Origin of the sequence: Streptomyces yokosukanensis, from assembly GCF_001514035.1 — a bacterium.
In the GTDB taxonomy this organism is placed as follows: domain Bacteria; phylum Actinomycetota; class Actinomycetes; order Streptomycetales; family Streptomycetaceae; genus Streptomyces; species Streptomyces yokosukanensis.
In genome coordinates this window covers 1-24,977 of record NZ_KQ948234.1, presented here as the reverse complement: position 1 = coordinate 24,977, position 24,977 = coordinate 1, and the positions used below count along the sequence as shown (strand labels likewise).

Annotated in this window: 24 protein-coding genes and 2 pseudogenes; 13 read left to right on the top strand and 13 right to left on the bottom strand. The window is 68.5% G+C overall.

The features are described 5' to 3' along the window. The 4 genes from AQI95_RS40970 to AQI95_RS40955 all read left to right on the top strand — a co-directional run. The coding region (locus AQI95_RS40970; RefSeq protein ID WP_159056679.1) for a YncE family protein at positions 1 to 1,450 on the top strand (1,450 nt) is incomplete at its 5' end. Then, positions 1,447 to 2,034, top strand: a complete 588-nt coding sequence (locus AQI95_RS46890; protein WP_067136147.1) for a hypothetical protein — start codon at positions 1,447 to 1,449, stop codon at positions 2,032 to 2,034. The genes AQI95_RS40970 and AQI95_RS46890, both read left to right, overlap by 4 nt. 805 nt (positions 2,035 to 2,839) lie before the next feature. Then, positions 2,840 to 3,802 carry a hypothetical protein gene (locus AQI95_RS40960; RefSeq protein ID WP_159056678.1) on the top strand — a complete coding sequence of 321 codons (963 nt, stop codon included), beginning with the start codon at positions 2,840 to 2,842 and terminating at the stop codon, positions 3,800 to 3,802. A gap of 278 nt (positions 3,803 to 4,080) precedes the next feature. Then, positions 4,081 to 4,587: an LGFP repeat-containing protein gene (locus AQI95_RS40955; protein WP_067136143.1), complete on the top strand. Its 507-nt coding sequence runs from the start codon at positions 4,081 to 4,083 to the stop codon at positions 4,585 to 4,587. Positions 4,588 to 4,869: 282 nt separating this feature from the next. Here the strand turns inward: AQI95_RS40955 and AQI95_RS40950 are convergent, their stop codons facing one another. Then, a complete protein-coding gene (locus AQI95_RS40950) occupies positions 4,870 to 6,033 on the bottom strand; it encodes a pentapeptide repeat-containing protein (protein WP_244189048.1) in 1,164 nt (387 codons plus the stop codon). A gap of 168 nt (positions 6,034 to 6,201) precedes the next feature. Between AQI95_RS40950 and AQI95_RS49520 the strand changes: the two genes are divergently transcribed. Together AQI95_RS49520 and AQI95_RS48545 are read left to right on the top strand one after the other, a co-directional pair. Further along, complete coding sequence (locus AQI95_RS49520; protein WP_244189047.1) at positions 6,202 to 6,654, top strand: helix-turn-helix domain-containing protein; 453 nt, start codon at positions 6,202 to 6,204, stop codon at positions 6,652 to 6,654. After that, positions 6,632 to 7,018 (top strand): transposase family protein, encoded by a 387-nt coding sequence (locus tag AQI95_RS48545; protein ID WP_244189050.1) that lies wholly within the window; start codon positions 6,632 to 6,634, stop codon positions 7,016 to 7,018. Before AQI95_RS49520 ends, AQI95_RS48545 begins: the two co-directional genes overlap by 23 nt. A gap of 38 nt (positions 7,019 to 7,056) precedes the next feature. Here the strand turns inward: AQI95_RS48545 and AQI95_RS50480 are convergent. From AQI95_RS50480 to AQI95_RS40930, 4 genes and pseudogenes are all read right to left on the bottom strand, one after another. After that, positions 7,057 to 7,236 (bottom strand): annotated as a pseudogene (locus tag AQI95_RS50480) (MmyB family transcriptional regulator); the annotation flags it as partial. A gap of 66 nt (positions 7,237 to 7,302) precedes the next feature. Then, positions 7,303 to 8,244, bottom strand: coding sequence for an alpha/beta hydrolase (locus AQI95_RS40940; protein WP_067136141.1), 942 nt, complete (start codon positions 8,242 to 8,244; stop codon positions 7,303 to 7,305). A 182-nt stretch (positions 8,245 to 8,426) separates the two neighbouring features. After that, positions 8,427 to 9,023: an NADPH-dependent F420 reductase gene (locus tag AQI95_RS40935; protein WP_067136139.1), complete on the bottom strand. Its 597-nt coding sequence runs from the start codon at positions 9,021 to 9,023 to the stop codon at positions 8,427 to 8,429. A gap of 38 nt (positions 9,024 to 9,061) precedes the next feature. Further along, positions 9,062 to 9,880 (bottom strand): 3'(2'),5'-bisphosphate nucleotidase CysQ, encoded by an 819-nt coding sequence (locus tag AQI95_RS40930; protein ID WP_067136137.1) that lies wholly within the window; start codon positions 9,878 to 9,880, stop codon positions 9,062 to 9,064. Positions 9,881 to 10,017: 137 nt separating this feature from the next. Here AQI95_RS40930 and AQI95_RS40925 point away from each other — a divergent pair, with 137 nt between their 5' ends. Next, positions 10,018 to 10,926 (top strand): LysR family transcriptional regulator, encoded by a 909-nt coding sequence (locus AQI95_RS40925; RefSeq protein WP_067136135.1) that lies wholly within the window; start codon positions 10,018 to 10,020, stop codon positions 10,924 to 10,926. 405 nt (positions 10,927 to 11,331) lie between these two features. Here AQI95_RS40925 and AQI95_RS40920 read toward each other — a convergent pair. The 4 genes and pseudogenes from AQI95_RS40920 to AQI95_RS46880 all read right to left on the bottom strand — a co-directional run. After that, positions 11,332 to 12,300, bottom strand: a pseudogene (locus tag AQI95_RS40920) (FAD-dependent oxidoreductase); the annotation flags it as partial. Between the two features lie 134 nt (positions 12,301 to 12,434). Then, on the bottom strand, positions 12,435 to 12,575 hold the full coding sequence (locus AQI95_RS48540) for a hypothetical protein (protein ID WP_208614387.1): 141 nt from the start codon (positions 12,573 to 12,575) through the stop codon (positions 12,435 to 12,437). Positions 12,576 to 12,597: 22 nt separating this feature from the next. Continuing rightward, entirely contained in the window at positions 12,598 to 12,798 is a 201-nt protein-coding gene (locus AQI95_RS48535) for a hypothetical protein (protein WP_079071899.1), read from the bottom strand. A gap of 394 nt (positions 12,799 to 13,192) precedes the next feature. Continuing rightward, entirely contained in the window at positions 13,193 to 13,585 is a 393-nt protein-coding gene (locus tag AQI95_RS46880) for a hypothetical protein (RefSeq protein ID WP_107121899.1), read from the bottom strand. A gap of 167 nt (positions 13,586 to 13,752) precedes the next feature. Between AQI95_RS46880 and AQI95_RS45800 the strand changes: the two genes are divergently transcribed. Together AQI95_RS45800 and AQI95_RS40905 are read left to right on the top strand one after the other, a co-directional pair. Then, a protein-coding gene (locus tag AQI95_RS45800) for an IS5 family transposase (protein ID WP_107121898.1) occupies positions 13,753 to 14,630 on the top strand; the annotation gives its coding sequence in 2 pieces (ribosomal slippage) (positions 13,753 to 14,518 and positions 14,518 to 14,630; 879 coding nt in all). Between the two features lie 193 nt (positions 14,631 to 14,823). Beyond that, a complete protein-coding gene (locus tag AQI95_RS40905; protein WP_067136131.1) occupies positions 14,824 to 15,681 on the top strand; it encodes an IS982 family transposase in 858 nt (285 codons plus the stop codon). Positions 15,682 to 15,763: 82 nt separating this feature from the next. On the opposite strand, the gene AQI95_RS40900 is transcribed toward AQI95_RS40905, so the two are convergent. Next, positions 15,764 to 16,270: an LLM class flavin-dependent oxidoreductase gene (locus AQI95_RS40900; protein ID WP_244189045.1), complete on the bottom strand. Its 507-nt coding sequence runs from the start codon at positions 16,268 to 16,270 to the stop codon at positions 15,764 to 15,766. 81 nt (positions 16,271 to 16,351) lie between these two features. Beyond that, positions 16,352 to 17,530: a Vps62-related protein gene (locus tag AQI95_RS40895; protein ID WP_279617053.1), complete on the bottom strand. Its 1,179-nt coding sequence runs from the start codon at positions 17,528 to 17,530 to the stop codon at positions 16,352 to 16,354. Positions 17,531 to 18,134: 604 nt separating this feature from the next. Here AQI95_RS40895 and AQI95_RS40890 point away from each other — a divergent pair. Then, positions 18,135 to 19,301, top strand: coding sequence for an IS630 family transposase (locus AQI95_RS40890; RefSeq protein ID WP_244189044.1), 1,167 nt, complete (start codon positions 18,135 to 18,137; stop codon positions 19,299 to 19,301). A gap of 38 nt (positions 19,302 to 19,339) precedes the next feature. Here AQI95_RS40890 and AQI95_RS40885 read toward each other — a convergent pair whose 3' ends face one another. Further along, positions 19,340 to 20,485 carry an RICIN domain-containing protein gene (locus tag AQI95_RS40885; RefSeq protein ID WP_067136127.1) on the bottom strand — a complete coding sequence of 382 codons (1,146 nt, stop codon included), beginning with the start codon at positions 20,483 to 20,485 and terminating at the stop codon, positions 19,340 to 19,342. A 198-nt stretch (positions 20,486 to 20,683) separates the two neighbouring features. On the opposite strand from AQI95_RS40885, the gene AQI95_RS45795 reads away from it, so the two are divergent. The 3 genes from AQI95_RS45795 (at position 20,684) to AQI95_RS40870 (ending at position 24,208) form a co-directional block, all read left to right on the top strand. After that, positions 20,684 to 21,559 (top strand): IS5 family transposase, encoded by an 876-nt coding sequence (locus AQI95_RS45795; RefSeq protein WP_079071895.1) that lies wholly within the window; start codon positions 20,684 to 20,686, stop codon positions 21,557 to 21,559. A 466-nt stretch (positions 21,560 to 22,025) separates the two neighbouring features. After that, the gene (locus AQI95_RS40875) at positions 22,026 to 23,204 is read left to right on the top strand and encodes a Cmx/CmrA family chloramphenicol efflux MFS transporter (protein WP_067136124.1); all 1,179 of its coding nucleotides are present in this window, start codon (positions 22,026 to 22,028) and stop codon (positions 23,202 to 23,204) included. Further along, positions 23,201 to 24,208 (top strand): IS481 family transposase, encoded by a 1,008-nt coding sequence (locus AQI95_RS40870; RefSeq protein ID WP_067136122.1) that lies wholly within the window; start codon positions 23,201 to 23,203, stop codon positions 24,206 to 24,208. The genes AQI95_RS40875 and AQI95_RS40870 overlap by 4 nt, the downstream gene beginning before the upstream one ends. 36 nt (positions 24,209 to 24,244) lie before the next feature. Here the strand turns inward: AQI95_RS40870 and AQI95_RS49985 are convergent, their stop codons facing one another. Beyond that, a complete protein-coding gene (locus AQI95_RS49985) occupies positions 24,245 to 24,847 on the bottom strand; it encodes a LysM peptidoglycan-binding domain-containing protein (RefSeq protein ID WP_279617052.1) in 603 nt (200 codons plus the stop codon). Positions 24,848 to 24,977: the final 130 nt, after the last annotated feature.

Sequence of the window (24,977 nt, the reverse complement as noted above, 5' to 3'; positions counted from 1 at the left end):
CCAGCCGGCGGCCGAGGTGACCGCCGGGGGCGGGATCCGGGTGGCCGTCAGCCCGCGCGCCGCCCCTGTTGCGGCTTGCTTCCGCCCTGACGGCAGACGGTGCTACCTGGCCGAACGCGGCAGCCACCGGGTGGCCGCCTACGCCCTGGCAGCCGACTCGCCCAGCACGCAGCCTGTACTGGCGTTCGAGGCCTCCGCGCTCACGGACCGGCTCCCCGCTGCACTCGCGTTCGTCGGCGGCCGACTGTTCGTCGCGCACGAGCGCGGTCGGGTGCTCGCCCTCGACCCCGACACCCTCGCGGCCACACCGGTCGTCACCCCGGACGCGGTGTCCCTCGCCACCGACGGCACCCTCCTCTACCTCGCCTCCACCGACCACACCTTGCGTGCCTACAACCCGCAAAGCGGCGCTCAGACGACCAACCTGCTGCTGCCCGGCCTCCCGGGAGCGATCGCAGCGAGTTCGAACAGCCCGCAGCTCGCGGTGCTGCTCGACGGCGGCCGCTTCTGCCTGGCCGTCCGCCCGAGCGGACCGGTGCTGGCCGGGCCACTGTCCGTCCCGGGCGCCGCCCGGGCGCTCTGCGCCGCCCTCACCCCGGACGGCGCGAAGCTCTACATCGGCGTGGACACCGGCGCGACGGGCCCCGGCAGCGGTGCGCTGCAGGTCTACCCGACCGGCGCCACCACCCCGTCCACGACGCTCACCGCCCTCCCGCCCGGAACAGTCCCGGTCACGATGTGCATGGCCACCGACGGGCGGCACCTGTACGTGGCCACCGCCGGCACCGGACCGGCCGCCGGGCGCGTCCACGTCGTCGACACGACCACCGACAGCCTGCTGCCGCTGCCCTTCGCCGCCGGCGACAACTGCCTCGCGCTCGCCGCGTCCCCGGCCACCGCCGCGTACCCACCCTGCCTGCTGGCCGCGCCCGAAGGCGACGGCACGCTGCTGCTCGCCGACCAGACCCCGCTCGGCCAGAGCCCGCCGAAGCCCCCCCGCCTGTTCGCCCGTCAGCCCCTCGGCCCCGACGACGGTGTGAACCTTGCATGGTCCGCGCTGCCGCTCGGCCCTGGCGGCGCGGAGCCGGCCGACTTCGAGGCCCCGGCAACCAGAGTCGACGCCGCCGCGCCCGGGCTGGTCCGATTGCGCGCCGACTACCTGCGGGGCAGCACGGTGCTGCCCTACCAGTGCGAGGTGCGGCTGAAGGACGCTCTCGACGCCCGGCCGGAGGTGATGATCGGCAAGGACCAGTACGACCTGGTGCTGAATGTCCTCAACTGGTTCCAGCCGGTCGGAGTGGAGTTCTGCACCGGGCGGCTGCGGGCCCATGTGAGCGAGCTGGCCCATGCCATCGGCGATGCGGCCGTACTGCCCGCGTTCACCTTCCCGACCTATCACACCTACGACCAGCCGCCGTTCCGCCGACCCGAGGAGGGCGACCCGTCATGATTCCGAAATATGTCCCCTCGTTCCGCCACCAGGACTGGATCGACAACGAGGACCGGGTCCAGGCGGGCGGAGAGAGAGGCCTCAACATTCGCTTCCACGACCTGGAGGCCGAGTTCCAGACCCTCGCCGACGCGTACCTCAACCCGGTGATCGCGGCTCTGTTCAGGGAGCAGCGCATCCTCAGCGTCATTCCGCTGCTGACGGCCAATCAGAATGCGAGCCAGACGCCTGGGTGGGATGTCAACGTCGACGCGGCAGTGAAGCCGAGCGGCGCCACGTCGGCGAGCGGCATCATGAACGTCGTCCTGCCGGACGGGGCCGTGATCAAGTCGTTGACGGTCTTCGGTACCACCCAGCCCAGTCCCAGTACGGCGCTGCTGTCCGTCAATCTGCGCAGCAGACCTGTGACGGCGATGGCGGGCGCGACGACCGTCGTCACTGTCCAGACCTTCGGCGCGGCGGCCGTGCCGACCACGGTCACCACCGTCGACAACTCGGTGAACAAGTACTTCATCGAGGCCGATCTGACCGGAGCCCAGAGCACCGACGTGACCCTTAACTGCTTCCAGATCGTCTATCAGTGAGCGGTCCGGAGACGACTGAGAGGTGAGAGTGATGTCCTTCCAACCGCAGCAACCGCCGGACGCCGGCAGTGTCTTCGATCCCAATCAGGCAGTACCGCCGATCCACTTCGGCGCGTGGGGCGACGACAACGTCGGTCCCGGCCTGATCGGCAGCAGCGGCAGGCCGGCGGTCGCCGACGGGTCGGTCGAACCGGGGGCGGGCGTCCTCGGCGTCAACACGGCGGTCCAGGGCGTGGGCGTCCAGGGCTACTGCCGCCAGGGCACCGGCGTGGCCGGGCTCGGCGGCGGCACGGGTACGGGCGTTGCCGGCCGTGCCGACACCGGTGCCGGCGTGTCGGGAACCAGCGCACAGGGCGTTGGGGTGTTCGGGCAGGGCGGAGGCTCTTCGCCTGGGGTTTCCGGTGCAGGGGCGGCCGGTCCGGGGGTGTTCGGGGCGAGTGCGCAGGCGGCGGGAGTGCTCGGATCGGGTGTTGCCGGTCCGGCTGTGTCTGGGGTGAATACGCAGGGTGTCGGGGTGTTCGGGCAGGGCGCGGGTTCGTCGCCTGGGGTGTCCGGTTCCGGGACGGCAGGCCCTGGTGTGTCGGGGACGAGTGCTCAGGGCGCCGGAGTGTCCGGTTCCGGGACGGCAGGCCCTGGTGTCTCCGGTACGAGTGCGCAGGGTGCCGGGGTGTCTGGCCAGGGCACCGCCGGGCCGGGAGTGTCCGGGGTGAGTACGCAGGGCTTTGGGCTGTCCGGACAGGGCGTGTTGGCGGGGGTGTTCGGTAGCGGAGTGGACCCTTCCGGGGCGGGTCAGGACGGTCCGGGCGTGTCGGGGAACAGCGGGCAGAGCCCCGGAGTCCTGGGGACGAGCGCCCAGGACAACGGGGTGTTCGGCCACAGTGACGGTAGCGGTTCCGCCGGGGTGTTCGGTTCCAGTTCGCAGGGCCCCGGGGTGATGGGCAAGGGCGCGGCCGGCCAGCCGGGGCTGCTGGGTGCCACGCTCTCCGGGTCAGCTGTCTTCGCACGGTCCGAGGACGGGACGGGTGTGGAGGCACAAGGCACCGCCAACGGCGTGCTGGCCACCGCGACGACCGGCGCGGGTGTCTTCGCCACCGCCTCGGATGCCGCCGGCACCGCGCTGATCGCCAACGGGACGAACGCGGCCGCCCTCGAGGGCGATGTCCGCGTGTTCGGCCAGTTGTTCAAGTCGGGTGGCGGCTTCCAGATCGACCACCCGCAGGATCCGGAGCACCGAGTTCTCTCGCACTCCTTCGTGGAGTCCTCCGAGCGGAAGAACATCTACGACGGAATGGCCGTCCTCGACGACCAGGGCCAGGAAACGGTGACCCTCCCGTCCTGGTTCACCGCCCTCAACACCGATCTGCGCTTCCAGCTCACCCCGCTCGACGCCCCGGCGCCGAACATCCACGTCGCACGCCACGACACCGGGGACGGCTTCGACATCCGGGGCGGCCCGCCCGGGCTCGAAGTCTGCTGGCAGGTGACGGGCGTCCGTGCGGACGCCTGGGCCCTGGCCCACCCGCTGGCCGAGGAGGAGGACAAGCCCGCGGAGGAGCACGGCTCCTACCTGCATCCCGAGGCGTTCGGCGAGCCGGCCGAGAAGGGCGTCGGCTACCGCCGCTATCCGCACCTGCGCCGTCCCACCGGCACCGGCACCGGCGCGGACCCTGCGCCATCCGTTCGGTCCGTGACACCCAGTGTGGCTGCCGCTGGCAGTCGGCTCGAGGACCCCGTGGTCTGTGCGGGTGGTGCGCCAAGGTGCCGGTGATGGTCGGCCATTGAGCTGCTGCGATCGCCAGCGTCAATGGGTCACGCAAGGCTGCGGCCCAGCCCTCCGCCAGGGGGCTGTGGAAGTCGCCGGCGTTGCAACTCCCGTTAGCGGTTGCCGCGCTCGGCGAGGAGTGCTGCCATGGAAGTAGTTCGAAGGGCTGTGCGAACGCGCAGTCCGGAACCAGAGCGAAGTCCATGAGGCACCTCCTTCCGGAGCCGACGAGGGCGCAAGCCCCATCGGTGTCTTGTGACGCTGAACAGAACCTGAGGCAAACGATGTCTTCCATCGACGACAAGTGGCAGACGATCCAGTGGATCGGGCCTCCGGTGGATGCCGGTGGCGGGATGAACGAGGCTCCCAACCCTGACGGGCGCGGCAGCTCGCGCGACTTCCAGAACGGAACGATCGAATGGTCGCCGCAGACCGGTGCCCACGAAGTGCACGGTGCGATCCGTGACCACTACGCGCAACTCGGGGGACCTGAGGGCTTTTTGGGTTACCCGCTGACAGATGAGACCGGCACCCCGGACGGCATCGGGCGCTACAACCACTTCGAGCAGGGTTCGATCTACTGGTCCCCGGCGACCGGTGCCCACGAAGTGCACGGGGCCATTCGTGACTACTGGGGACAGCACGGATGGGAACGCAGTCAGTACGGCTACCCGATTTCAGACGAGGAAGGCCCTTCCCCTGCAAACCGGTTGAGCAGGTTCCAGGGAGGGATGCTCAGCTGGACACCGGCTGGTGGTGTGCGCGAGGCAGTCGCTTTCGACGACGACTAGCAAAAAACGGCAGGACTTCGAGGATCCGTCCTTACGGACCTACGGCTGGCGCCGCCTCACCGGCGAAGCGACCATCTCCTGGCGCGACCCTACAAAGCAGGATCAAAACCTTATTCAAGGATGAAACAACGGGAGAAGACTACCTCTGACGACCTTGGGAGCCATATCAGCTCCCGGATCTGCGTGGCGGCCTGGGCCCCTGCGCGATCAGGACGCCGCTGAGGAGGAGTGACGCCGGTCAGGCGGATCGCGGTTGATGCAGTCTTGACCGGCGCGTCTTGGTCAGGGAGTGGACCGCAGCGGCGGTGCCTGCCACGTCATCCCCGGCGGCTGGAGTAGAGGCGAGGGCTCGGGGCCAGGGTCATCGGTGTCGACGACTCCGGCGGCTGCGTGGTCGAAGTCGGCGGGCCAGCGGGTGTGCTCGCTGGCCAGGGCGCCGGTCAGGCGTGCTTCGACAAGGTTGGCGGTGCTCAAGTCGGTGCCGCGCAAGTCGGCCATGCGGAGGTCGGCGCGGTGGAAGACCGCGCCGTGGGCGTCGGCCTTGCGCAGGTTTGCCTCGCGCAGGTCGGTCTCGGTGAAGTCGGCGTCACGCAAGTCGGTTTCGACCAGCTTCGCGGCCCGTAGGTCGGCGAGAATACAGCGAGCCCGGCGGAGAATCGCAGTCGTGAGGTCGGCGTGCCGCAGGTTGACCGAGACCAGGGACGCCTGGGTCAGATTGGCGTGGTACAGGCCCGCCGCCTCCATGCAAGCGCGGTCGAAGTTGACCTCGGGGAACCACAGTCCGTCGCAGTCGGCCCGGCGCAAGTCGGTGATGCTGAGGTTGACCCAGGACTGCTCCCGGTGCTGGCACAGCACGCCGAGCGCGGTCAGCGCCACCTGGGTGTCGGCGGCGCGCGTCTCCAGGGGTGCGATGTCGTTGATGGGCACGTCTGCCGCCGGTGATTCCGGCCCGGCGGGTGGCCAGGGCAGGTGTGTACGCAGATACGCGGCCTGGATGGAAATGATGGCCTCCCGGTCGCGGGCGGACTGCTCCGCGATCCGCCACAGCGCGTGCAACCCGCCGATGCGTACATCCAGCTTGTCGCTGCCGAGCTGGTCGACAGCCCGGCTGAATCGGTCGGTGACGTAGCCCTCCTGGGTGGCGCGCAAACCGTCCTGACTCACCCGCAGTTGCCGCCAGGTGGCGTACGCGCCGAAGAGCACGACCAGGCCGCCGACCACCTGCAGAAGCGTCGTACGGACATCGTTCACCGCCTTCAGTCGATCCTGCGCGGCGACGCTCGCCCCGGCGAGATCGTGGTCGACCACCACACTCGGCAGTACGACGAACACCGTGCCCAGAATGACCAGCCCCGCCGCCCCGGCCAGCAGACCTGCGACTGCACGACGCCTGACCAGCCCGTCGTGCCATGCCCGCCGCCCGCGGTCCGGTTCCTCCATCTCCATGGGCATGAGAGCCTAGGCGCCGCCCAGAAGACGATCAAGAGTGCTGGCCCACTGGCCCGTGACATGAAAACGGCCGTACGGGTTGGGGGAGTTGTGAGGTTCACCTGGGCCCGTGCGGTCTGTTCCCATCCTGCCCTGTCCGCGGTCCCGCGCGCACACTTCGGCGAGTTGCTCGAAGAACTCGCGCCCCGGTGGCAGGCCGCGCGGGAGTCGGCGCTATACGAGCGGTGTGGCGGAGACCGGAGGCGGGCGGCCGGCGCCGGGCCCAAGCAGCGCCTGGTCTTCGTCGACCGGCTCCTCGTCACGCTGGTCCACCTGCGGCTCGGGATCCCGCACGCCGCTCTGGCCGAGTTGTACGCAGTGGACCGCTCCACCGTCTCCGGAGCGATCCGCGAGGTCCGCCCGCTGCCGGCGGCCCGCGGCTTCGCCATCCCGGACCGGCTGGGGGTGCGGCTTCGGACGCTGGAGGACCTGTTCGCCTACGCCGACGCGGAGGGCGTTGACCTGCGCATCGACGGCACCGAAGTGCAGGTCCGCCGCCCCCGCGCCCACCGCCCCGGCCGCAAGGCGCTCGTCTCCGGCAGGAAAGCAGAACACCATCAAGACCACCACCCTCAGTGACCCGCAGGGTCGCACCCTGTTCAGCGGTGTGGTCCGGCCGGGCCGCATGCACGACCAGACCGCCGTGCGCACCGAGGGCATCGCCGAGCAGTTCCACCGGCACCCCAAGGTCAAAGCCGAGGTCGACGAGGGCTACCGGGGCCTGGCCAACGAGTTCCCCGGCCAGGTCAGCGCCCCGCCGCAAGGCGAGCACGGAACTGGTGCTCGCCCGGCAGGCCGCCTGCTGATCACCCACCAGCCAACCCGAGGCCGGCAGGCTCCGAACTCAATCGTTCCCAAGGTTGTTAAGCAGATTACTGACTTCACTCGTTTCAATTCCCTCTCCCCTCCGGCGCTCGATGGCCACGCAGAGCCGGGGGCGTGAAGGTGCAGGACGCTGACGACGGGGTGGCGGACGTGCTCTCATCCGCTGAGATACAGGTGCACGTGGCGCGAGGCCCATCGGATGCGGTCGGCTGCACTGTGGGTGGACAGTTCTCCCACGAGGTCGGTCGGTGCCCTGCTGCAGGGGTCCCGGCCAGCCTCGACGCGCAGCACGGCGATGCTGTTGTCGGCGACCTGCTCGTGGTCGACCCAGAAGTCGTGGGGTCGCGGGACGCCAGGCTCCCGCCGCGCCTATGCGTGGTGCAAGCGGCAATGGTGGGCGGGTCAGTCGTTGAACGCCGTGGCCACAGCATCTCCGAGCTGATTCAAGACGTCCCGTGAGAGCTGCACCGACCCGGTGAACGAAAAGAATGCGTGGGTGGCACCCTTGATCGGGAGGTGCGTGACCGGCACGTCGGCGTCGGCGAGCTTCTGCGCGTACCGGTCACCTTGGTCCCGCAGCGGATCGTGTTCGGCGGTGACGATGACGGCGGGAGGAAGCCCAGCCAGCTCTTCGGAGCGCGCCGGCGAGACGCGCAGGTCTGCGCCTTCGTCGGGCGTGTTGAGGTAAAGGCCCCAGAACCATTCGAGCCAGCTGCGGCTCAGCAACGGTCCGGCCATGTTCTCGTACATGGAGGGGCTGTCGTCGAACCGGTCGACCGCCGGGTACGCCAGTACCTGCAGTGCGATGTGAGGTCCCCCGCAGCGTTGCGCTTCCTGCACGAGGGCCGCGGCGAGGTTGCCGCCGGCGCTCTCGCCGAACACCGCAATGCTTTGCCCGTCGCCGCCGAAACTTCCAGCGTTGGCCGCGACCCATGTCAGGGCGGCGTAGGCGTCTTCGATCCCTGCCGGGAAGCGGTGTTCGGGCGCGAGCCGGTAGTCGACGGAGACCACGATCGTGCCGGAGCGGTTGGCCACGATGCGGGCGATGTGGTCCTGGCTGTCCAGATCTCCGAGGACCCATCCGCCACCGTGGAAGAAGACCGTCACGGGCCGCGTCCCGGAGCGCGGGAGGGTGGCGGGGGCGTAGATGCGGATGGGGACCTCGAGGCCTTCGGCCGCGGCCACTGTGTCGTGCACGCTGCCGACGGGCTCGACTTCGCCCGCGAGGGTGGAGAAGCTGCTCACGAGGGCGCGGTTCTCCTCGACCGTTCGGCTCTCCGGTGCCGGTTCGCGTCCTTCGGCCAACTTCTCGAGCAGGGCATCGATCTGAGGGTCGAGGGACATGATGAGGACCTTCCTGGAGCTGGCGAAACGACACAGATTCACATGACTGTTCCAAGCGCTACACGTCGCAGGAGTGGAGCAGCGGCAGCGCGATGCCGTCCGGCGCTGAATCGCCGGCCCTGGCTGCGCTGTCGTAGCTGTTCTGAACGTGGGCCCGCCGGCGGCGGTGCACTGTGTGCGGATCAGCGGGCGATCGAGATCGCGAAGGGCGCAAAACCGGTGGAACGGATCACGTGCGGTACGAACAGTATTGCGGCCTCCGTGGCGCGGGCGGTCTGGATCCCGCCGAGATCGGTGATCCACGCCTTTTGCCAGCCGAGGTCGGTGAGCAGTTCGTGGACGGTTTGCTTGGCCTGCGGGTCGTCGCCGGAGAGGAACGCGGTCGGTGTCTGGGTAAGTGTGGCCGGCGCGGTCATCACCGGGAAGAGCATGGTGTTGAGTGTCTTGACGACGTGGGTTTCGGGGAGTGCTTCCTGGAGTTGTTCGGCGAGGCTCGAGCCGGGGTAGATCAGGTCGGCGGGCAGTCCGTCCGGTCCGTCGACAGTGGCGTTGGAGACGTCGACGAGGATCTTGTCGCGCAGTTCCTCGCGCAGAGCGGCGAGCCGGTCGAGCGAGCCGGCGCCGGGGGTGGCGTTGATGACGATCTGGGATGTGCGGGCGGCGTCGGCGGCGGCGCCGGGCGCGCGGTCCGCCACGGTCACCTCATGCCCGGCCCGGGTGAGGGCTGTGGCGAGATTGCCGCCGACGCGGCCGTTTCCGAGTACTGCGATCGTGGTCATGGTGATGTGGTCCTTGCGTGGGTGCGGGTGTGGCGCGGTCAGCGGGAGAGGGTGGTGACGGCTTCGGCGTGGATGCCGGGCGCGGCGGCCAGGAAGCTCTCGCTCTTGGGGGTCCAGGGGCGTCCCTCGGCGTCGGAGATCTGTCCGCCGGCCTCGGTGACGAGCAGCGCCCCGGGCAGCAGGTCCGCGCGGGCGCCGGCGAACTGCCAGAAGGCGTCGATCCGGCCGGCGGCCACGTTGAGCAAGTGCAAGGTCGCGGGCACGGAAGTGCGGACGACGAGTGCGTCGAAGAGCATCGCGGTGATCGAGGAGCCGACGCGTCGCACGACCTTCTCGTCCTCGTCGGGCCGGGCCTGGCTGGTGGCCACGAGGCTCAGGCCGAGGTCTGCGGTCTGGGAGACGTGCAGCGGCCGGCCGTCGAGGTAGGCGCCCGTGCCGGTGAGCGCGGTGTAGGTCTCGCCGGTCAACGGCAGGTGAACCGCGGTGAGCACGGGCTGGTTGTCGCGCACGAGGGTGGCGGTCACCGCCCACTCCGGCAGGGCGTGCAGGTGGTTGACGTTGCCTTCGGCCGGATCCACGACCCACCATTCGCCGGGCGGCAGCGCCCCGCTGTCCAGCTCGTCCTCCACCCACCCGGCATCCGGATTCAGGCGCGTGAGGCGGGGGCGCAGGATGCCGAGGGCCGTGTCGTCGTTGTCGGCGAGCGCGCGCATCAGCTCTTCGCGGGTCTGGTAGCGGACCACCTCGCCGAACCGCTCGCGCAGTGCCGCACCGGCCTCACGCACGGCGATCACGGTCCGGTCGAGCAGGTCGACGTCGGAGACCGCGACGTCAGTGGTCCGAAGTATTCCGGACATGGTGAACTCCCTTTTGAGTAGAAGGTGATGGGGCCGTTCGGGCCGAACTGCGCGCTCTGTTCAGCGCTCTGGCCTCGAAGGTATACAGCCTCTCGATTAACTTCAAATGCATGTAAAGCACGGCTAGGATTACTCACATGCAATTGGATTTGAACCTGCTGGCCGCGCTCGACGCGCTGCTTGAGGAGGGCAGTGTGGCCGGGGCGGCCGCGCGCATGCATGTCACCGCCCCCGCGATGAGCCGGAGCCTGGCCCGAATCCGGCGCACGACCGGGGATCAGATCCTGGTGCGCACCGGCCGCACGATGACCCCGACGCCATATGCGATCGCCGTCCGGGAACAGGTGCACGAGCTGCTGCATCAGGTCCAGGGGGTGCTCGCACCGAGCCGTGAACTCGATCTGGCAACGTTGGAGCGCACCTTCACACTCCGCTGGCACGATTCCCTGGTCGCCTTGAGCGGCCCCACACTGCTCTCGGCCGTGCGTGATGAGGCGCCGGGCGTGCGATTGCGCTTCGTCGCGGAATCGAGCATTGACACCCCCGAGCTGCGACGCGGCGAGGTCGACCTGGAGGCGAACGCCAACCGCCCGAGCGCGCCGGACGTCCGTGCCGAGAACGTGGGCGAGACCCGCCTCGTCATCGTCGTGAGGCAGGGGCACCCCCTCACCCGCGTCAGGACCGTCACCGCAAAGCGGTACGCCGCCGCTGAGCACGTCACCGTCTCGCGACGTGGAAACCTCAGCAATGCCCTCGACGACGCCCTCGCGCGGCTCGGCCTCACCCGCCGCGTGGTGGCGACCGCGCCCACGGAAGCGGCCGCGCTGGAGTTCGCGCGCGGCTCCGATCTCCTGATCAGCGTCCCCGAAGCCACCACGCGCTCAGCGGTCGCCGACCTCGGCCTGGTCGTGCTCCCCCTCCCACTCGAAATGCCGTCGGCACCGATATACCTGTCATGGCATCAGCGCTACGACACCGACCACGCCCACGCCTGGCTGCGCGGGCTGGCGCGAACCGCGCTGGCCATGGGAGCAGCGACGTCGTAACCGGCGCCGTCCGGCCGCTTCACCCATACGTGCAGGGACCACCTCGATGCCGCACGGCCGGCGGCTGTGCGGACCCGCATCAGATCACCAACCCCCGCCGGTAGGCGCACACGACCAACCTGAACGGGGTCGCGAAGCCCGAGCTTGCCGAGAAGGCAGGACACGAACGTCTTGACGGTCTCCTGGCCGCCTCCACCCCACTGCTGCCGGCCCGCTGTCGCCACGCCTCCGTGACACTCCCTGGGGCGGTACGCACGCCCCAACGTCGGCGCGGTCGCTCGGCATATTGCCGAGCGCGGCGGCGATCTGCGACAACGTCAGCAGCGACTTGTCCGTGCGGGTACCGGCCGCAGCGGCGGCCAGACCGACGCCTGCAGCTCACGATCGCGGATCTGTGGGCCCCGCTCACTCGGTCGGCTCCTGGCCCGTGAGCAGGTTCAGCAAGCCGGCGGGGGCGTTGTCGCCGAAGATCAGCTGGTGATTCTTGTCGGATTCGGCGGCGAACCGGGCACTGCGGGAAAAGAGCGCCTGCTCGTACTCCGCAAGGGCTGCTTCGATGCCGTCGGGATGTGCGGCGATGGCTTTGCCGAGTTCGGCGCCGTCGAGCATGGCGAGGTTGGCGCCCTCCCCGGCGAACGGTGACATGAGGTGGGCGGCGTCCCCCAGCAGCGTCACTCCGGGAACGCGGTCCCACCGGTGGCCGATCGGCAGGGCGCTGATCGGGCGCGGGACCAGGGTGGTTTCCCCGTCAGTGATGAGTGCGGTGAGTTCAGGCGCCCATCCGGTGAATTCTGCCGCGACCTGGGCCGCCGCCGTTTCGGGACTGGCGACAATGGCGGCGATCCAGTCCTGCGGTTTATTGAGCGCGACGTACGTGTGCAGTACGGCGTCGGCCTCTCGATGGCCGAGGATCCCCTTGCCAGTCGTGACGGCGAACAGGGAACCGTCGCCGGCGGCCTTGGCCGCTGCGGGGTGGCGCTGGTCGGCGTCGTACAGGTAGGTCTCGATGAACGACGTGCCCACGTACTCGGGCTTCGCGTCGGAGAGCAGCGGCCGGACCCTCGACCAGGCGCCGTCCGCGCCGACGAGGAGGCCGGTCGTCACGGTCGGCCCGTCGGCGAACGTCAGCTCGTGCCTTCCGTCTCCGAGGGGGCGGACACCAGTGACCTTGTGTCCCCACTGGATCATCTCGCCGGGCAGCGAGTTGATCAGGATCCGACGCAGGTCTCCGCGGAACACCTCGGGGCGCCCGCCCATGCCGTCGTCGGGCTGGTCGAGCAGGACCGTGCCGTGCTGGTCGAGCACGCGCACGGCCTCGCCGCCTTCGTGGATGAGCGCGCGGAACTCGTCGGTGAGGCCAGCTGCTTCGAGGGCGGACCGGAGTTGCCTCCTCCCATGCCAGCCCGTGGCACTGACCCAACGGAGCACCCGCTCGTGGCCTTCCGCACCGCCGAAACGGAGCGTGAACCCACCTCCGGCCGCTTCATGCTCCGATGCAGCCACGGCGCTCACCGGATCAGCTCGCCCAGCAATTCGTCATCCACCCGCAGCGGCGCGAGCAGGTCGCGGACGTACGCCTCCCGCTTGATGACGGACGCGACTGTCCACCACTCGCCCAGTCCGGCCAGGTGGTTGCGGATCCTCTCCACCTTCTCCGGGTGCCCGGCCGCGTCACGCCAAGCGGCCCAATTCTTGGCCGGCTCCGCCGCAGCCAGCATCCAGCAGCTTGTGCTGGACCGAAGCGACGAACGGGCTCCCGAAGTACACATCCTCCTGGCCGTCGAACTTTCGGTCGAACAGCATCTTGTGCACAGCCCGGACCTCGTCGATCGAGTCCAGATGCACCAGCGGTATGACACCGTCTCCGGCCACGAGCCCACATCCCCGGTCTGAGCCATCACGTACCGAGGAAACCGTAGTGGCGACAGAGTGGGTTTGAGCAAGATTCACTGACGAAGAGGAAGATCGACTGTCACAGGACATCGACGGCGGGCGCTCAAGGTGCGATGGCGCAGGACCACATGTTTCGTCTCACCGAAGGCTGACCGTTCTCACCCAACCTTGAGCAGTTCCGGGCGCGGAGTCGTGGTCGTCGTTCGCCGGATCGGATGAACGGCAAGGGGAAGACCGTGCGCGTGGCTGTTCGCCATCTAGCGTCAGGGGTGCATGCATTCCACCCCCGTACCTGGAAGGAAGCCTTATGTGTCGTATCGCTGGTGCGCTCCTCGGGGCGAGCATGCTTGTCGGCATCATCGCTCCCGTGGCATCAGCTGCGCCGGACCCTGCGGTAGCGTCCGGTGCTGAGGGCTTGTCGCCGGTCTACGGTCCGTACTTCGGCGTGATGGGCAGCGCGAGCGCCATGGTCTTCTCCGCTCTTGATGCCGCGTACGGATCTGCTTCCGGCTCTCAGTACGCCCCGATGCCGGGTGCCGGCTGAGCCGACCGGTCCACGACGCGGCGGGTGCCCGCCCGCCCCGGTCACATCGGCGTCCGCGGCCCACTCCAGCCGTGACAGCAGATCGGCCAGGGCCTGCTTCTGGGCAGTCATCAGCCAGTCGAACAACACGATGGCGTCCGCACGCCACAGGCCCACGGATCTCGACTCGGTGCCGGTCACCCATCCTGCCCGCACCGACACGGTCGGGAGATCGTCTTCCATGCGCCCATGGTGCCGGGCAGACCGAGCTGCTTGACCCAACGGCACGACCCCAGGGGGGCAATTCTGCGGGACTGGTGAGTGTTCAGTTCTGCGAGAGCGTTGACACCCCCCTAGGCAGTGTCCGACGGGTCTGGTGACTGGGCGGCGTCCCGGTCGTTCCGACTGTTGTGGGGCGGGGTGATCTATCCGATGCAGAGTGGTCCCGGCTGAAGCCGCACCTGCCGCGGAACGTCGGTCGGGGTGGGCGGTGGAAGAGCCACCGTCGGGTGATCAACGGTATTCTCTTCCGCCATCGGACCGGTGTCCCCTGGCGGGATCTGCCACCACGGTTCGGGAAGTGGAAAACGGTTTACGACCGGCATCGGCGCTGGTCAGCGGATGGCACTTGGGACAGGCTCCTGCGAGCCGTCCAGGCCGAAGCCGACGCGGAGGGCCGGATCGACTGGACCATGGTCGGTGTTGACTCGACGTCCTGCCGGGCTCACCAGCATGCCGCCGGTGCGCGGGAACGCCCACCACGCGTTCCGGGTCGCCGCGGCCGACCTGCTCAGCACCGCGACGACGAGGCCCTGGGCCGCTCCCGGGGAGGGCTGACCTGCAAGATCCACTTGGCAAGCGACGGAGGCCGACGCCCCCTTGCCATCGTCGTCACGCCGGGGCAGTGGGGTGATGCGCCGCAGCTGATCCCTGTGCTCGAACGCATCCGGGTCCCCCGCCCTGCCGGGGGCCGCCCGCGCACGCGTCCCGACCACGTCAGCGGCGACAAGGCGTACAGCTCCCGCCGTAACCGACGTTACCTACGACGTCGCTGGATCAAGCACACCATCCCCGAACGCAAAGACCAGCGGGCCAACCGCCAGCGCCGAGGCAGCGCAGGCGGCCGGCCCACCGGCTGCGACACAGCGATGTACAGGCGCCGCAACGAGGTGGAGCGACGATCCATGCCCTCAAGGGCTTCCGGGCCGCGGAGACCCGGTACGACAAGAGAGCTTTCGTCTCTTACGGTACGGTCACCGTCGCCGCGATCCGGCTGTGGATCCGTTAGTGATCCGCCCGATGCTCCTTAGTGGTCGGCTCCGGAAGTCCTTCGGGGGTTGACTTCTGAGCTGGTGTCGTGCGTGCCGTGGGAGGCCTCGAGGGCGCCGTGGCCGTATGTCCAGGGCCACCCACCATCGCGGCCGTCTCTGCCTAGATGATCAAATCCAAGGGGTGCCTGCGGAGATAAGACCGACGACCTACTGAAGGCGCGTCCGGACCTGGCTCCAGAGCGGCCGGCCGTGGGAATCACACCACAGCTCACCGACGCTGAGCTGGTCACCCTGGCGATGATGCAGGCCATGCTCGGTTTCACCTCCGAGGCCAGGTGGATCCGGCATGCCCGCGTCCACCTGCGGCATCTCTTCGCGTACCTGCCGCAGCAATCCGGCTGCAACAAGCGGCTGCGCAAGGCCGCCGAACTGCTGCGCCGGGTCACCCGGATCCTGGCCACCAGGACCTCGGTGTGGAGCGACGATGTGTGGGTCGTGGACTCCACACCCGTGGAATGCGGCCGCTCGCGGGAGACCGTGAAACACTCTGACCTGGCCGGATGGGCGCAGTACGGCTACTGCGCCAGCCACAGCCGCTTCTTCTGGGGCCTGCGGCTGCACCTGGTGTGCACCCTCCATGGCTTGCCGATCGCCTTCGCCCTGACCGGGGCCAAGGCCGACGAGCGCGAGACCCTGCTGGACCTGCTCGCGGCCGAGTCACACCTCCTCGCCACCCGACCCGGCCAGACCCTGATCGGAGACAAGAACTACTACGGCCGCGCCTTCGAACGGGAACTCGCCCAGCAGGGCCTCCAATTGCTACGACCAACCCGCAAGGGCGAACGGCAGCTGCCCGGCGGATCCCTATTCAAGCCGTTGCGGCAGGTCATCGAGTCCGTCAATGAAACCTTCAAGGGACAGCTGGACCTCGAACACCACCGAGGACGCACACCCCGCGGCGTCATCGCCCGCGTCATGCGGTGCATACTCGCCCTGACCGCCGTGATCTGGCACAACGACCACACCGGACAAGCCACCCTCCGCCAGCTCACCTCGTACGATCACTGAGCCCTTGGACTTGATCATCTAGGCTGCCTGTTCCCAGCCGACGTCCAACCAGAGCCGCCCCGGAACCAACGCAGAAGGTCCGTCATAGGAGGTCGGCGAGGCGGTCTACGTGGTTCGAGTCGAGGCCGTAGCAGTAGAGCATGACCTCGTCGGCGCCGAGGTCAGCGAAGCTGGCGATCGCATCGCGAATCTCGGTCGGCGTGGTGAGCAGTCCGGCCACCATCCGGTCGGCTATGCCGGTGAAGGTGTAGTAGGAGTGCATGTTGGCCCGGGCGTCGTCGATCACGTCGTGAGGGCCAAGCGCGACGTTGACCTGCGCGACAACGCGCGGTTCGCCGACGCGGCCGTACTCCTGCCAGAACGTGCGGACGGTCTCGAACAGGCCGCCTGCCCAGGAGGGCGCTGCGGCGGCGAGGAAGCCATCGCCCCAGCGCGCGACGCGTTCGAGCGCAGCGGGCTGGAAGCCTCCGAACAGCACGTTGCTGTCAGGCTTCGCTGTCAGGCCGACCTCTGCCGTTTCGACGGACCGTGAGCGGGGCGGCCAGGGTGTACGGGTGAGCGATAGCCGCACGACCGGGAAGCGGGTCACGCGCCGAGCCGGAAGCGATGATGGCCCGCGTCGGTCCTTGCCTGCGTTGGGCAGCGGCGGTCGGCGCGGGCACTGGAATCGCTAAGGCTTTTCGGACACCTCCTGCTTGGCCAGCTCCAGCTTCTTCGTCAGCTCCTCGGCATCGAAGCCGGGGATGCCGCCGCCTTTCTCCCCGTCGAGGTCGGGTGCCTGCTGGAACTCCGGCTCGGCCGGTGCGGCGGGCTCGACGTGCTGGCCGACGGCGTTGGGTGGGTAGTTGGCGATGGCGTAGGACGGGAACTGGAATGACAGGGCCTCGGCCACCGCGCTGCCGTCGACCCGGTACAACTGGAGTTCGTGGGACTTGACCCACAGGACCCCTGATGCCTGTGGCGGGGTGACCATCTCCTGCGTCCTGGTGCTCTCGGTGAACTCGGTGAGCGAGGTGCGCTTCTCGTAGCCGGTCTCACGGGTGATGTTGACGTCCGCGCCCACCGAGAGGCCCTTGAACGCGATGCCGGCCGAGGCGGAGACAACGATGCGGGTCAGCGTCGTCCACGCCTCGCTCTCGCTCTGGACGACGCCGGTGACCACCTGTTCCGAGGCGCGCGCGGGCTGGGTGCCGTGCTGGTTGTTCGTGAAGATCGCCCGGTTGTAGCCGACGCGGCGGTGCAGCCGGTAGAACGGGCTGTTGAGGACCTTCCATTGCAGGTCGCGTCCCTCGTCGTTGACGCCCGTGAACGGAACGCGCACGATCCGGTCGGTGACCGGCTGCGGGTTGGACGGCTCCTGGTAGGAGGTCAGGGGCGGTGCCTCCGGCTCCGGCCGCTTCTCGACGCCGGCCGGCACGTCCAGGATCCAGGTCGTGTCCGTCGGTGCCGGAGTGCTGTAGTGCGTGACGGTGGTGACCGTGTTGGGGGCGAGGAGCAGCCGCTCGGAGGGGTCCTCCGAGATCGGGGGGACATCGACCCGCCACACGGCCACATCCCCGCCGTTGCCGCCGGTCCCCTGGTCGATCCAGACCCGCTCCCTCAGCTCCGCCCGGCGCACATAGGTGTGTCCCTGGACGGCGGTCTGTTTCACGCACCAGATCGCGTTCAGCGGCGGTTTGACGTCCCAGCCCGACATCCACACGTCCCCCAGAGCCACGTACCCCTGCGGCGGGACCGGCCGCCACACCGACCCGTAGAGGTACGCTCCGGTATTGCTGTCGTGCCACAACCTCCGGTAGTCCACCGGAGAGGCCACCACCCCCGACTGCCCTGAGACCGGGGCGATCATCAACTGCGCCACCCGCCCGAAGCGGCTGAAGTCGACGTCGTCACCCGCGTCTTGAGCCGACCCGTAATGGCGTGCGTAGGACCCCAGCGGCCGAAAATTGGGATCACCTGCTGCTGAGGACAGCCAGACACTGACCTCACCGTTCGGCCGCGGCTTCGGCGGCTTCCCGCCCCAATTCGGGACCTGGTAAGACGACCAGAAGAAACCATTCCGGTAGTCGTGATCAATTGTGTAGCAAAGGTCGAGTTCTCCGAACCTTTCGTACCAGGACATCTGGCGACCCTTCGGTCGACTAACTCCCTGCATGACAAGCAAGAGGAATCATAGTTACGCTCCGTTGTCGATAGGACGCAGATTGAAACCGGACACCGCTCCTCCAGGCGGCCGAAGCCCCTCTCTCAACTGTCCGGTGTGCCACTGCACCTTGACCGTTTGCCACTGAAGTTTGAATCCGCTGGGCGAGGGAGGTCTTGCTGGAGGACGGCAGCGGTGCTGCATCCTGCCCGATCCGCTCCCAGCCGCGACATCTGGGCTCCGCCCCTGCGGCGGGCAGGGCAGGCTGCGGCTCGCCAGTGATCCACTTCGGCCGATCGGTTCGCCCGCCATGCCCGTCCGCAATGCCTGTCCGATAGCCCTGAGCGCCGCCGAACGCATGCGGTTGAAGAAGATGGCCCACGGCCACAGGACCGAGCACCGGTTGCGGGTGCGTGCGCAGGTGGTGCTGCACGCCGCGCGCGGACGCTCCAACGCGCGGATCGCCCGGGAGACGGGGCTGCACCTGGACACCGTGCGCCGCTGGCGTGGCCGGTTCGCCGACGCGGGCCTGCCCGGGCTCAAAGACCGTCAACGCTGTGGCCGTCCCGCCTCGTTCACACCGCTGCAGGCCGCCGAGGTCAAGGCGCTGGCCTGTCGGCTGCCCGCCGAGACCGGAGTGCCGGTCTCACGCTGGTCGTGCCCGGAACTGGCCCGCGAGGCCGCCGAGCGGGGCATCGCCGCGTTTGTGTCGGCGTCCACCGTGCGCCGCTGGCTGGCCCAGGACGCGCTCAAGCCCTGGCAGCACCGCTCCTGGATCTTCATCACCGACCCCGACTTCCGCACCAAGGCCGCCCGGGTGCTGGACCTGTACGCCCGCACCTGGCAGGGCCGGGCGCTGGGTGAGGACGAGTACGTGATCAGCGCCGACGAGAAGACCTCTATCCAGGCCCGCTGCCGCTGCCACCCAACTCTCGCCCCCGGCAAGGCCAGAGCAATGCGTGTCAACCACACCTACGGGCGGGGCGGGGCACTGGCCTACCTGGCCGCCTACGACGTCCACCACGCTCGCGTGTTCGGCCACACCGAACCGCGCACCGGCATTGGCCCGTTCATGGCCCTGGTCACCCAGGTCATGAGCCAGCAGCCCTACGCAAGCGCGAAACGTGTGTTCTGGATCGTGGACAACGGCTCTTCCCACCGCGGGCAGAAGGCCGCCGACCGCCCCATCGCGGCGTTCCCGAACGCCGTGATGGTCCACACCCCGGTACACGCCTCCTGGCTGAACCAGGTGGAGATCTACTTCTCCGTCGTCCAGCGCAAGGTGGTCGCGCCCAACGACTTCACCGACCTCACCGAGGTCGGGGACCGGCTCCGAACGTTCGAAGACCGCTACAACGCCACGCCACAGCCGTTCCAGTGGAAGTTCACCACCTCCGACCTGGACGATCTGCTGGCCAGACTCGACCGGCACACCACCGGTCACCAGGAAGAATCCTCCGCCGCGCTGGCAGCATGATCAACCCCCGAAGGACTTACGGCGCAGACCACTTAGCACTACTCGGGAATGGCTTCCCTTGCGGGGAGGGGGTAGGCATCGGCGACCGAGGTGTTGGGGTCGCGGGTGGTCCAGTCAAGGACCACGGTCCCGTTGAGACGTTCGAGGACGTACTTGTCGCTGCGGTACCAAATAGCCTCGGTCACCCGCTTACCGGCTTGGTAATTCCGCTCGATGGTCACCTTCTTCGAGTGGCTCTTGACTTCCTCGTGGGTGGTGGTGACCTTCAGTTCGTGGCTGATGGTGGTGCTCAGAGATGCTCCAACACCCTTGAAGCCGAAGCTGGCTTCGGCGGTGACCGAGATGCTGGTGGTTTCCTCGACGGTCCGTGCGTTGGTGGTTGTCAAACCCACCGTCGTCTCCTCTGTGTGGGTGTAGTCCGAGGCTCCACCGTGCTCGTAGGAGTAGACCCGCTCCCAGAAACCGTACCGGCGCAGAATGTAGTAGGGATTATCCTGGGCCTGGCGCCGCCGGTCGTAGGCAGGGTCTCGGACCAGCGGGAAGGGGTAGGCCATCGCCCCCACCTCGACCGGATCGGTCTTCGCAGACGGCGTCGGCTCGTAGCTGGTCATCCGGTGGATGTCCCCGATGCCGGGGTGGGTGATGTCGGGCAGGTCGAGAACCGGCTTGTACTCGTCCTCGACCTCGAACATCCACTGCTGTGCGGTGGCGTGCGATTCGTCGGCCCTGGTCCACTGTTCGAGCGGGGTTCCCGGAGTGCTGTCCCAGCCGCGGGGAGTCGCCAGCAACTGGCTCTTGTCGTTGATGATTCCGACGGCTCCGCCGCCCACGTCATCCAGCATCCACTGCTGGGAGGGATGGCTGCTCAGCGGCTGGATCGGATACTGCTGCAGATGCCACCCCGGGTCTGTGCTGTTCCTGGCGACGTTCACCACCTGACCGCTGGCTTTGTTGGCCAGCAGGTACTTGCCGTAGTCGAGCGGGAAGACATGCCAGATCTGGCTTCGCCGATTGATGTCGGATGCGGGCTGGAGATGCCACAGCTGAAGTTCCATGCCCTCGTCGTCGCTGTAAGCCGCAACGTTCATGTACAGGTTGCTGCGCTTGTTCTTGATCCGGTAGGACCGTCCGGCCGGGATTTGCGGCATGGTGACCACCCTTCGCTCGCTGGAGAAGTCGCCCACCGCATGGCAACACTGACCCGCAGGCGCACCTCGAAGCCAGCCCGGCATGCGGCGATTACGACAGGTGCTGATTCAATCGCCCAGAGTTACCTATCGTCTGGGGCGCGATTCGGCCGCCCCACGGGGGCAGATGGCCTCTAGTTAGAGGCTGTCCGATGGGTCGGGTAACGGTGCTCGCGTTCGATCGTTCTGCTCGGCATGGGGAGGGGCGATCTGTCCGACGTGGAGTGGTCTCGCCTGGAAGGGCATCTGCCGAAGTCCGTTGGCAGGGGCGGCCGGTGGAAGGATCACCGCACCGTAATCAACGGGATCTTCTTTAGGCTCCGGACCGGTATCCCGTGGCGTGACCTACCCTCACGCTTCGGGAGTTGGCAGACGGTCTATGACCGGCACCGGCGCTGGTCTGCGGATGGCACGTGGGACCGGGTCCTGCGGCTGGTGCAGGCCGATGCTGATACCGAGGGCCGGATCGACTGGTCCATGGTGAGCGTGGACTCCACGTCCTGTCGGGTCCACCAGCACGCTGCCGGCGCCCGGTGCCGGCCTCTACGTATTCCCAGGCGCCGTCGCGGGCGTCCCGCTCAGCACCGTGACGACGAGGCTCTGGGCCGGTCCCGGGGTGGCTGGACGACGAAGATCCACCTGGCGGGTGACGGCAAGTGCCGTCCGCTGGCCCTGCTGCTCACGCCGGGCCAGTGGGGCGACGCCCCGCAGATGATTCCCGTCCTGGAGCGTATCCGCGTCCCACGACCGGCCGGTGGTCATCCCCGGACCCGCCCCGATCATCTCGGCGGCGACCGGGCGTACTCCTCCCGCCGCAACCGGCGATACCTGCGTAGGCGCCAAATCAAGCACACCATCCCCGAACCGAGGTCCCAGCAGGCCAACCGTCGGCGCCGGGGCAGCCGCCCTACCGGCTTTGACCGCGAACGGTACGCGCGCCGCAACGAGGTGGAACGCACCGTCCTGGCGCTCAAGGCATTCCGTGCCGTGGCGACCCGCTACGAGAAGCGGGCCTACGTCTTTCACGGCACCCTCGCCCTCGCCGCCATCCGGCTCTGGCTCCGGTCGTGAGCCTCCAGAGCAGAGTGTGGACGGGAGCCCCCTGCATGAGGCTCCCATCACGCCCGCGCACTCTCGGAAAGGACCTACACGGCCACGACCCATCGTTGCAAAAGAACCAGCCGCTCTGTGGCGGCGCAGGAGCCCCGGTGAAACCATCGCCCGATCGGTGGAACCCATAGAACATGATCTGCCGGACAGGCCCTACCTAGCTGTTGCGGGACAGGACGTTGGTGACGCAGGCCGATGTCTGGGAAAGCAGGATGCTTCGACGTGCGTCGGTCGGGTAGCGTGCGGGCCATGTCGAGTCCTGAGTCAGACAAGGTGGGGGCTTTCGGTCACGCCGTCAGCCCCCTGAACCACTGAGCTCGTAGCCCTGTCGTCGCACCGCTTTCTGTGGTGGGACGAGTTTGCGCTCGGGGCTGGCCGCGGTGACGAGATGACCTTCTCGTGCCTCTCCTCACCTCGGAGCCACTCGATGCCTCTCCCGCTGTACCTGCTTGCCATGGCGGTCTTCGCCATGGGCACCTCGGAGTTCATGCTCGCCGGCCTCTTGCCGGACATCGCCTCGGATTTCGACGTCACCGTCGGGACAGCAGGCGTGCTCACCTCGGCCTTCGCGATCGGCATGATCGTCGGCGCACCCCTGGTGGCCGCGCTTGCCCGGAACTGGCCCAGGCGCCCGGCCCTTCTCGGGTTCGTCCTCGTTTTCGCGGCAACTCACGCCTTGGGCGCCGTCACCACGAGCTTCCCCATCCTGTTCGCTACCCGAGTCGTCGCCGCAGTCGCGAACGCGGGGTTCCTAGCCGTCGCTCTGACGGCTGCGGCCACTCTGGTCTCACCCGACAGGAAGGGACGCGCACTGGCCGTCCTGCTGTCGGGCACGACGGTGGCCACGATCGCCGGTGTCCCCGGTGGGTCAGTGCTCGGCACGGCACTCGGCTGGCGGGCCACCTTCTGGGCAGTCGCCGCTCTCTGCCTGCCTGCCGCTCTCGGCATCCTGAAAGGCATCCCCGCAGGACGTGACGAGGACGAGGCGACCGGCAGGCCGGCGTTGCGAGCGGAGCTCGCCCAGCTCGCCCGGCCACGGTTGATCCTGGTGATGCTGCTCGGCGCGCTGGTGAACGCGGCAACCTTCGGCAGCCTCACCTTCCTTGCCCCCGTGGTGACCGACAGCGCCGGGCTGGGCAAGTTGTGGATCTCTGTCGCTCTGGTGGTCTTCGGTGCCGGTTCCTTCGTGGGCGTCACCGTCGCCGGACGACTGTCCGACCGAAGTCCCGGCCCGGTCATCGCGATCGCCGGTCCGTTGCTGCTCATCGGCTGGCCCGCTCTGGCGGTGCTGGCCAACGAGCCCGCCGCCCTGTTCACCCTCGTCTTCGTGCAGGGCGCGCTGTCGTTCGCGCTGGGCAGCACGCTGATCACACGGGTCCTCTACGAGGCCGCGGGAGCCCCCACGATGGCCGGCTCGTATGCGACGGCGGCGCTGAACGTGGGCGCCGCCGTCGGCCCCGTCGTCGCTGCAGCCACGCTCGGCACCGAAGCCGGGGCTCTCGGACCGCTCTGGACAGGCGGGCTTCTCGTCGCGGTCGCGCTGCTCATCGCATTCCCCCTCCGCACCGTCATCACGGCCGGCCGGAACACGGAGGTGCTGCGGTGACACATGCGAACGCGCGCTTGAACATCGAGGGACGCCGACGGCTTGTGGAGCGCTGCCGCACCCGTCCGATCGCGCACGTCGCCGCCGAGGCGGGTGTCTCCCGCGCCTGTCTGTCCAAGTGGAAGAACCGGTACGACACGCACGGCGAAGTCGGGCTGCAGGACCGTCCGAGCGTCCCGCGGTCTTCACCGACCCAGATCCCGCCCGATGTCGTCGAACGGATCGAGCAGCTGCGGCGGGACAACAAGTGGTCCGCCCGCCGGATCACCCTTGAACTCGCGAGCCAAGGCGTGCGGATCAGCGAACGCACCGTAGGCCGGTGGCTGGCGCGCCTGGGCATCAACCAGCGCCGCTTCCTCGACCCCGACGGCTCGACCAACAGGCGTCCGAAACGGATCGTGGCCCGCTACCCGGGCCACATGGTCCACCTGGACGTCAAGAAGGTCGGGCGTATCCCCGACGGCGGCGGGTGGCGGGCCCACGGACGCGGCTCCGAACAGGCCAGGGCTGCACAGCGCGCAAAGACCGGTGGGGCCAAGGGCGGGTACGTCTACCTGCACTCTGCCGTCGACGGATTCTCCCGCCTGGCCTATACCGAGCCCCTTGCCGACGAAAAGGCCGCCACCACCGTGGCGTTTCTCAGCCGGGCCCGCGCTTTCTTCGCCGCCCACGGCATCCACCGGGTCGTGCGCGTGGTCACCGACAACGGCGCGAACTACCGCGCCGCGATCTTCGAGCGCTCCCTCATCCCGTGGGCCTCCCGCCATCAGCGGACCAAGCCGTACACGCCCCGCCACAACGGCAAGGTCGAGCGCTACCAGCGCATCCTCGCTGAAGAACTCCTGTATGCCAGGCAGTGGTCCTCTGAAGCAGAACGGGCGCGGGCGATCGCGGTCTGGAACGTCCACTACAACTACCACCGGCCTCACACCGCCGCCAGTAACCGTCCTCCGGTCTCGCGCCTCCACGTGGGCGTCACCAACGTCATGGCCAGCAACACCTAGCGCCTGGTGCCTTCTACCCGCCGCGGGAGCGCCGGGTCACGGAATCGTCAGCGCCTGGCCGACGTTCACCACGTCCGGGTTGTCGATACCGCTGGCGGCGGCAATGTCGCGGTAGCGGTTGCCATCACCGTAGAAGCGTTCGGCGACGGCCCACAGGGTGTCGCCGGGTTCGACGGTGTAGGTGCGCGCCTCGGGGGCGGGCGAGGCCGCAGCCGACTCCTCGGCGACGATCGGGTCGTCGGTCCTGGTGTCCGACGCCCACAGAGGAGCGCCGTCCTTGCCGTACAGCACCACGTTACGGTCGGCCTGCACGACCAGCCGGTCGACGTCCTTGCCGTTGGTGTCGGTAGCCCACACCGCGCCGTCGTCCTTGTAGAGCACGAAGTTGCCGTCCTCCTGGAGCACGGCCCGCTGGACCCCCTGCTCGTGGGTGTTGGTCGCCCACACAACGCCGTCCGGCTCGGAGAGCACCAGGTTGCCGTCGTCCTGCAACGTCAGCGTGTAGGCACCGCCATACAGGGATTGACCGAGTCCGAGTTCATCGCCCACGTGCAGCGTGTCACCCATGAATGATCCTTTCGGAAAGAGCATGCCGCCTCGCCAGTAACGGCAGTTCGCCACCAGCAGCTCGGTGGCCATGCGAGAGTCATGACCAGCAGAAACGGTCCCGCATGCGGGATGTCACCCGAACGAGACCCCTACCTCGGCAAATTCCGATGTTGGCGACTCATCGGACAGGCCCTAGGCGCTTCCGGCCCCCTCGACGTTC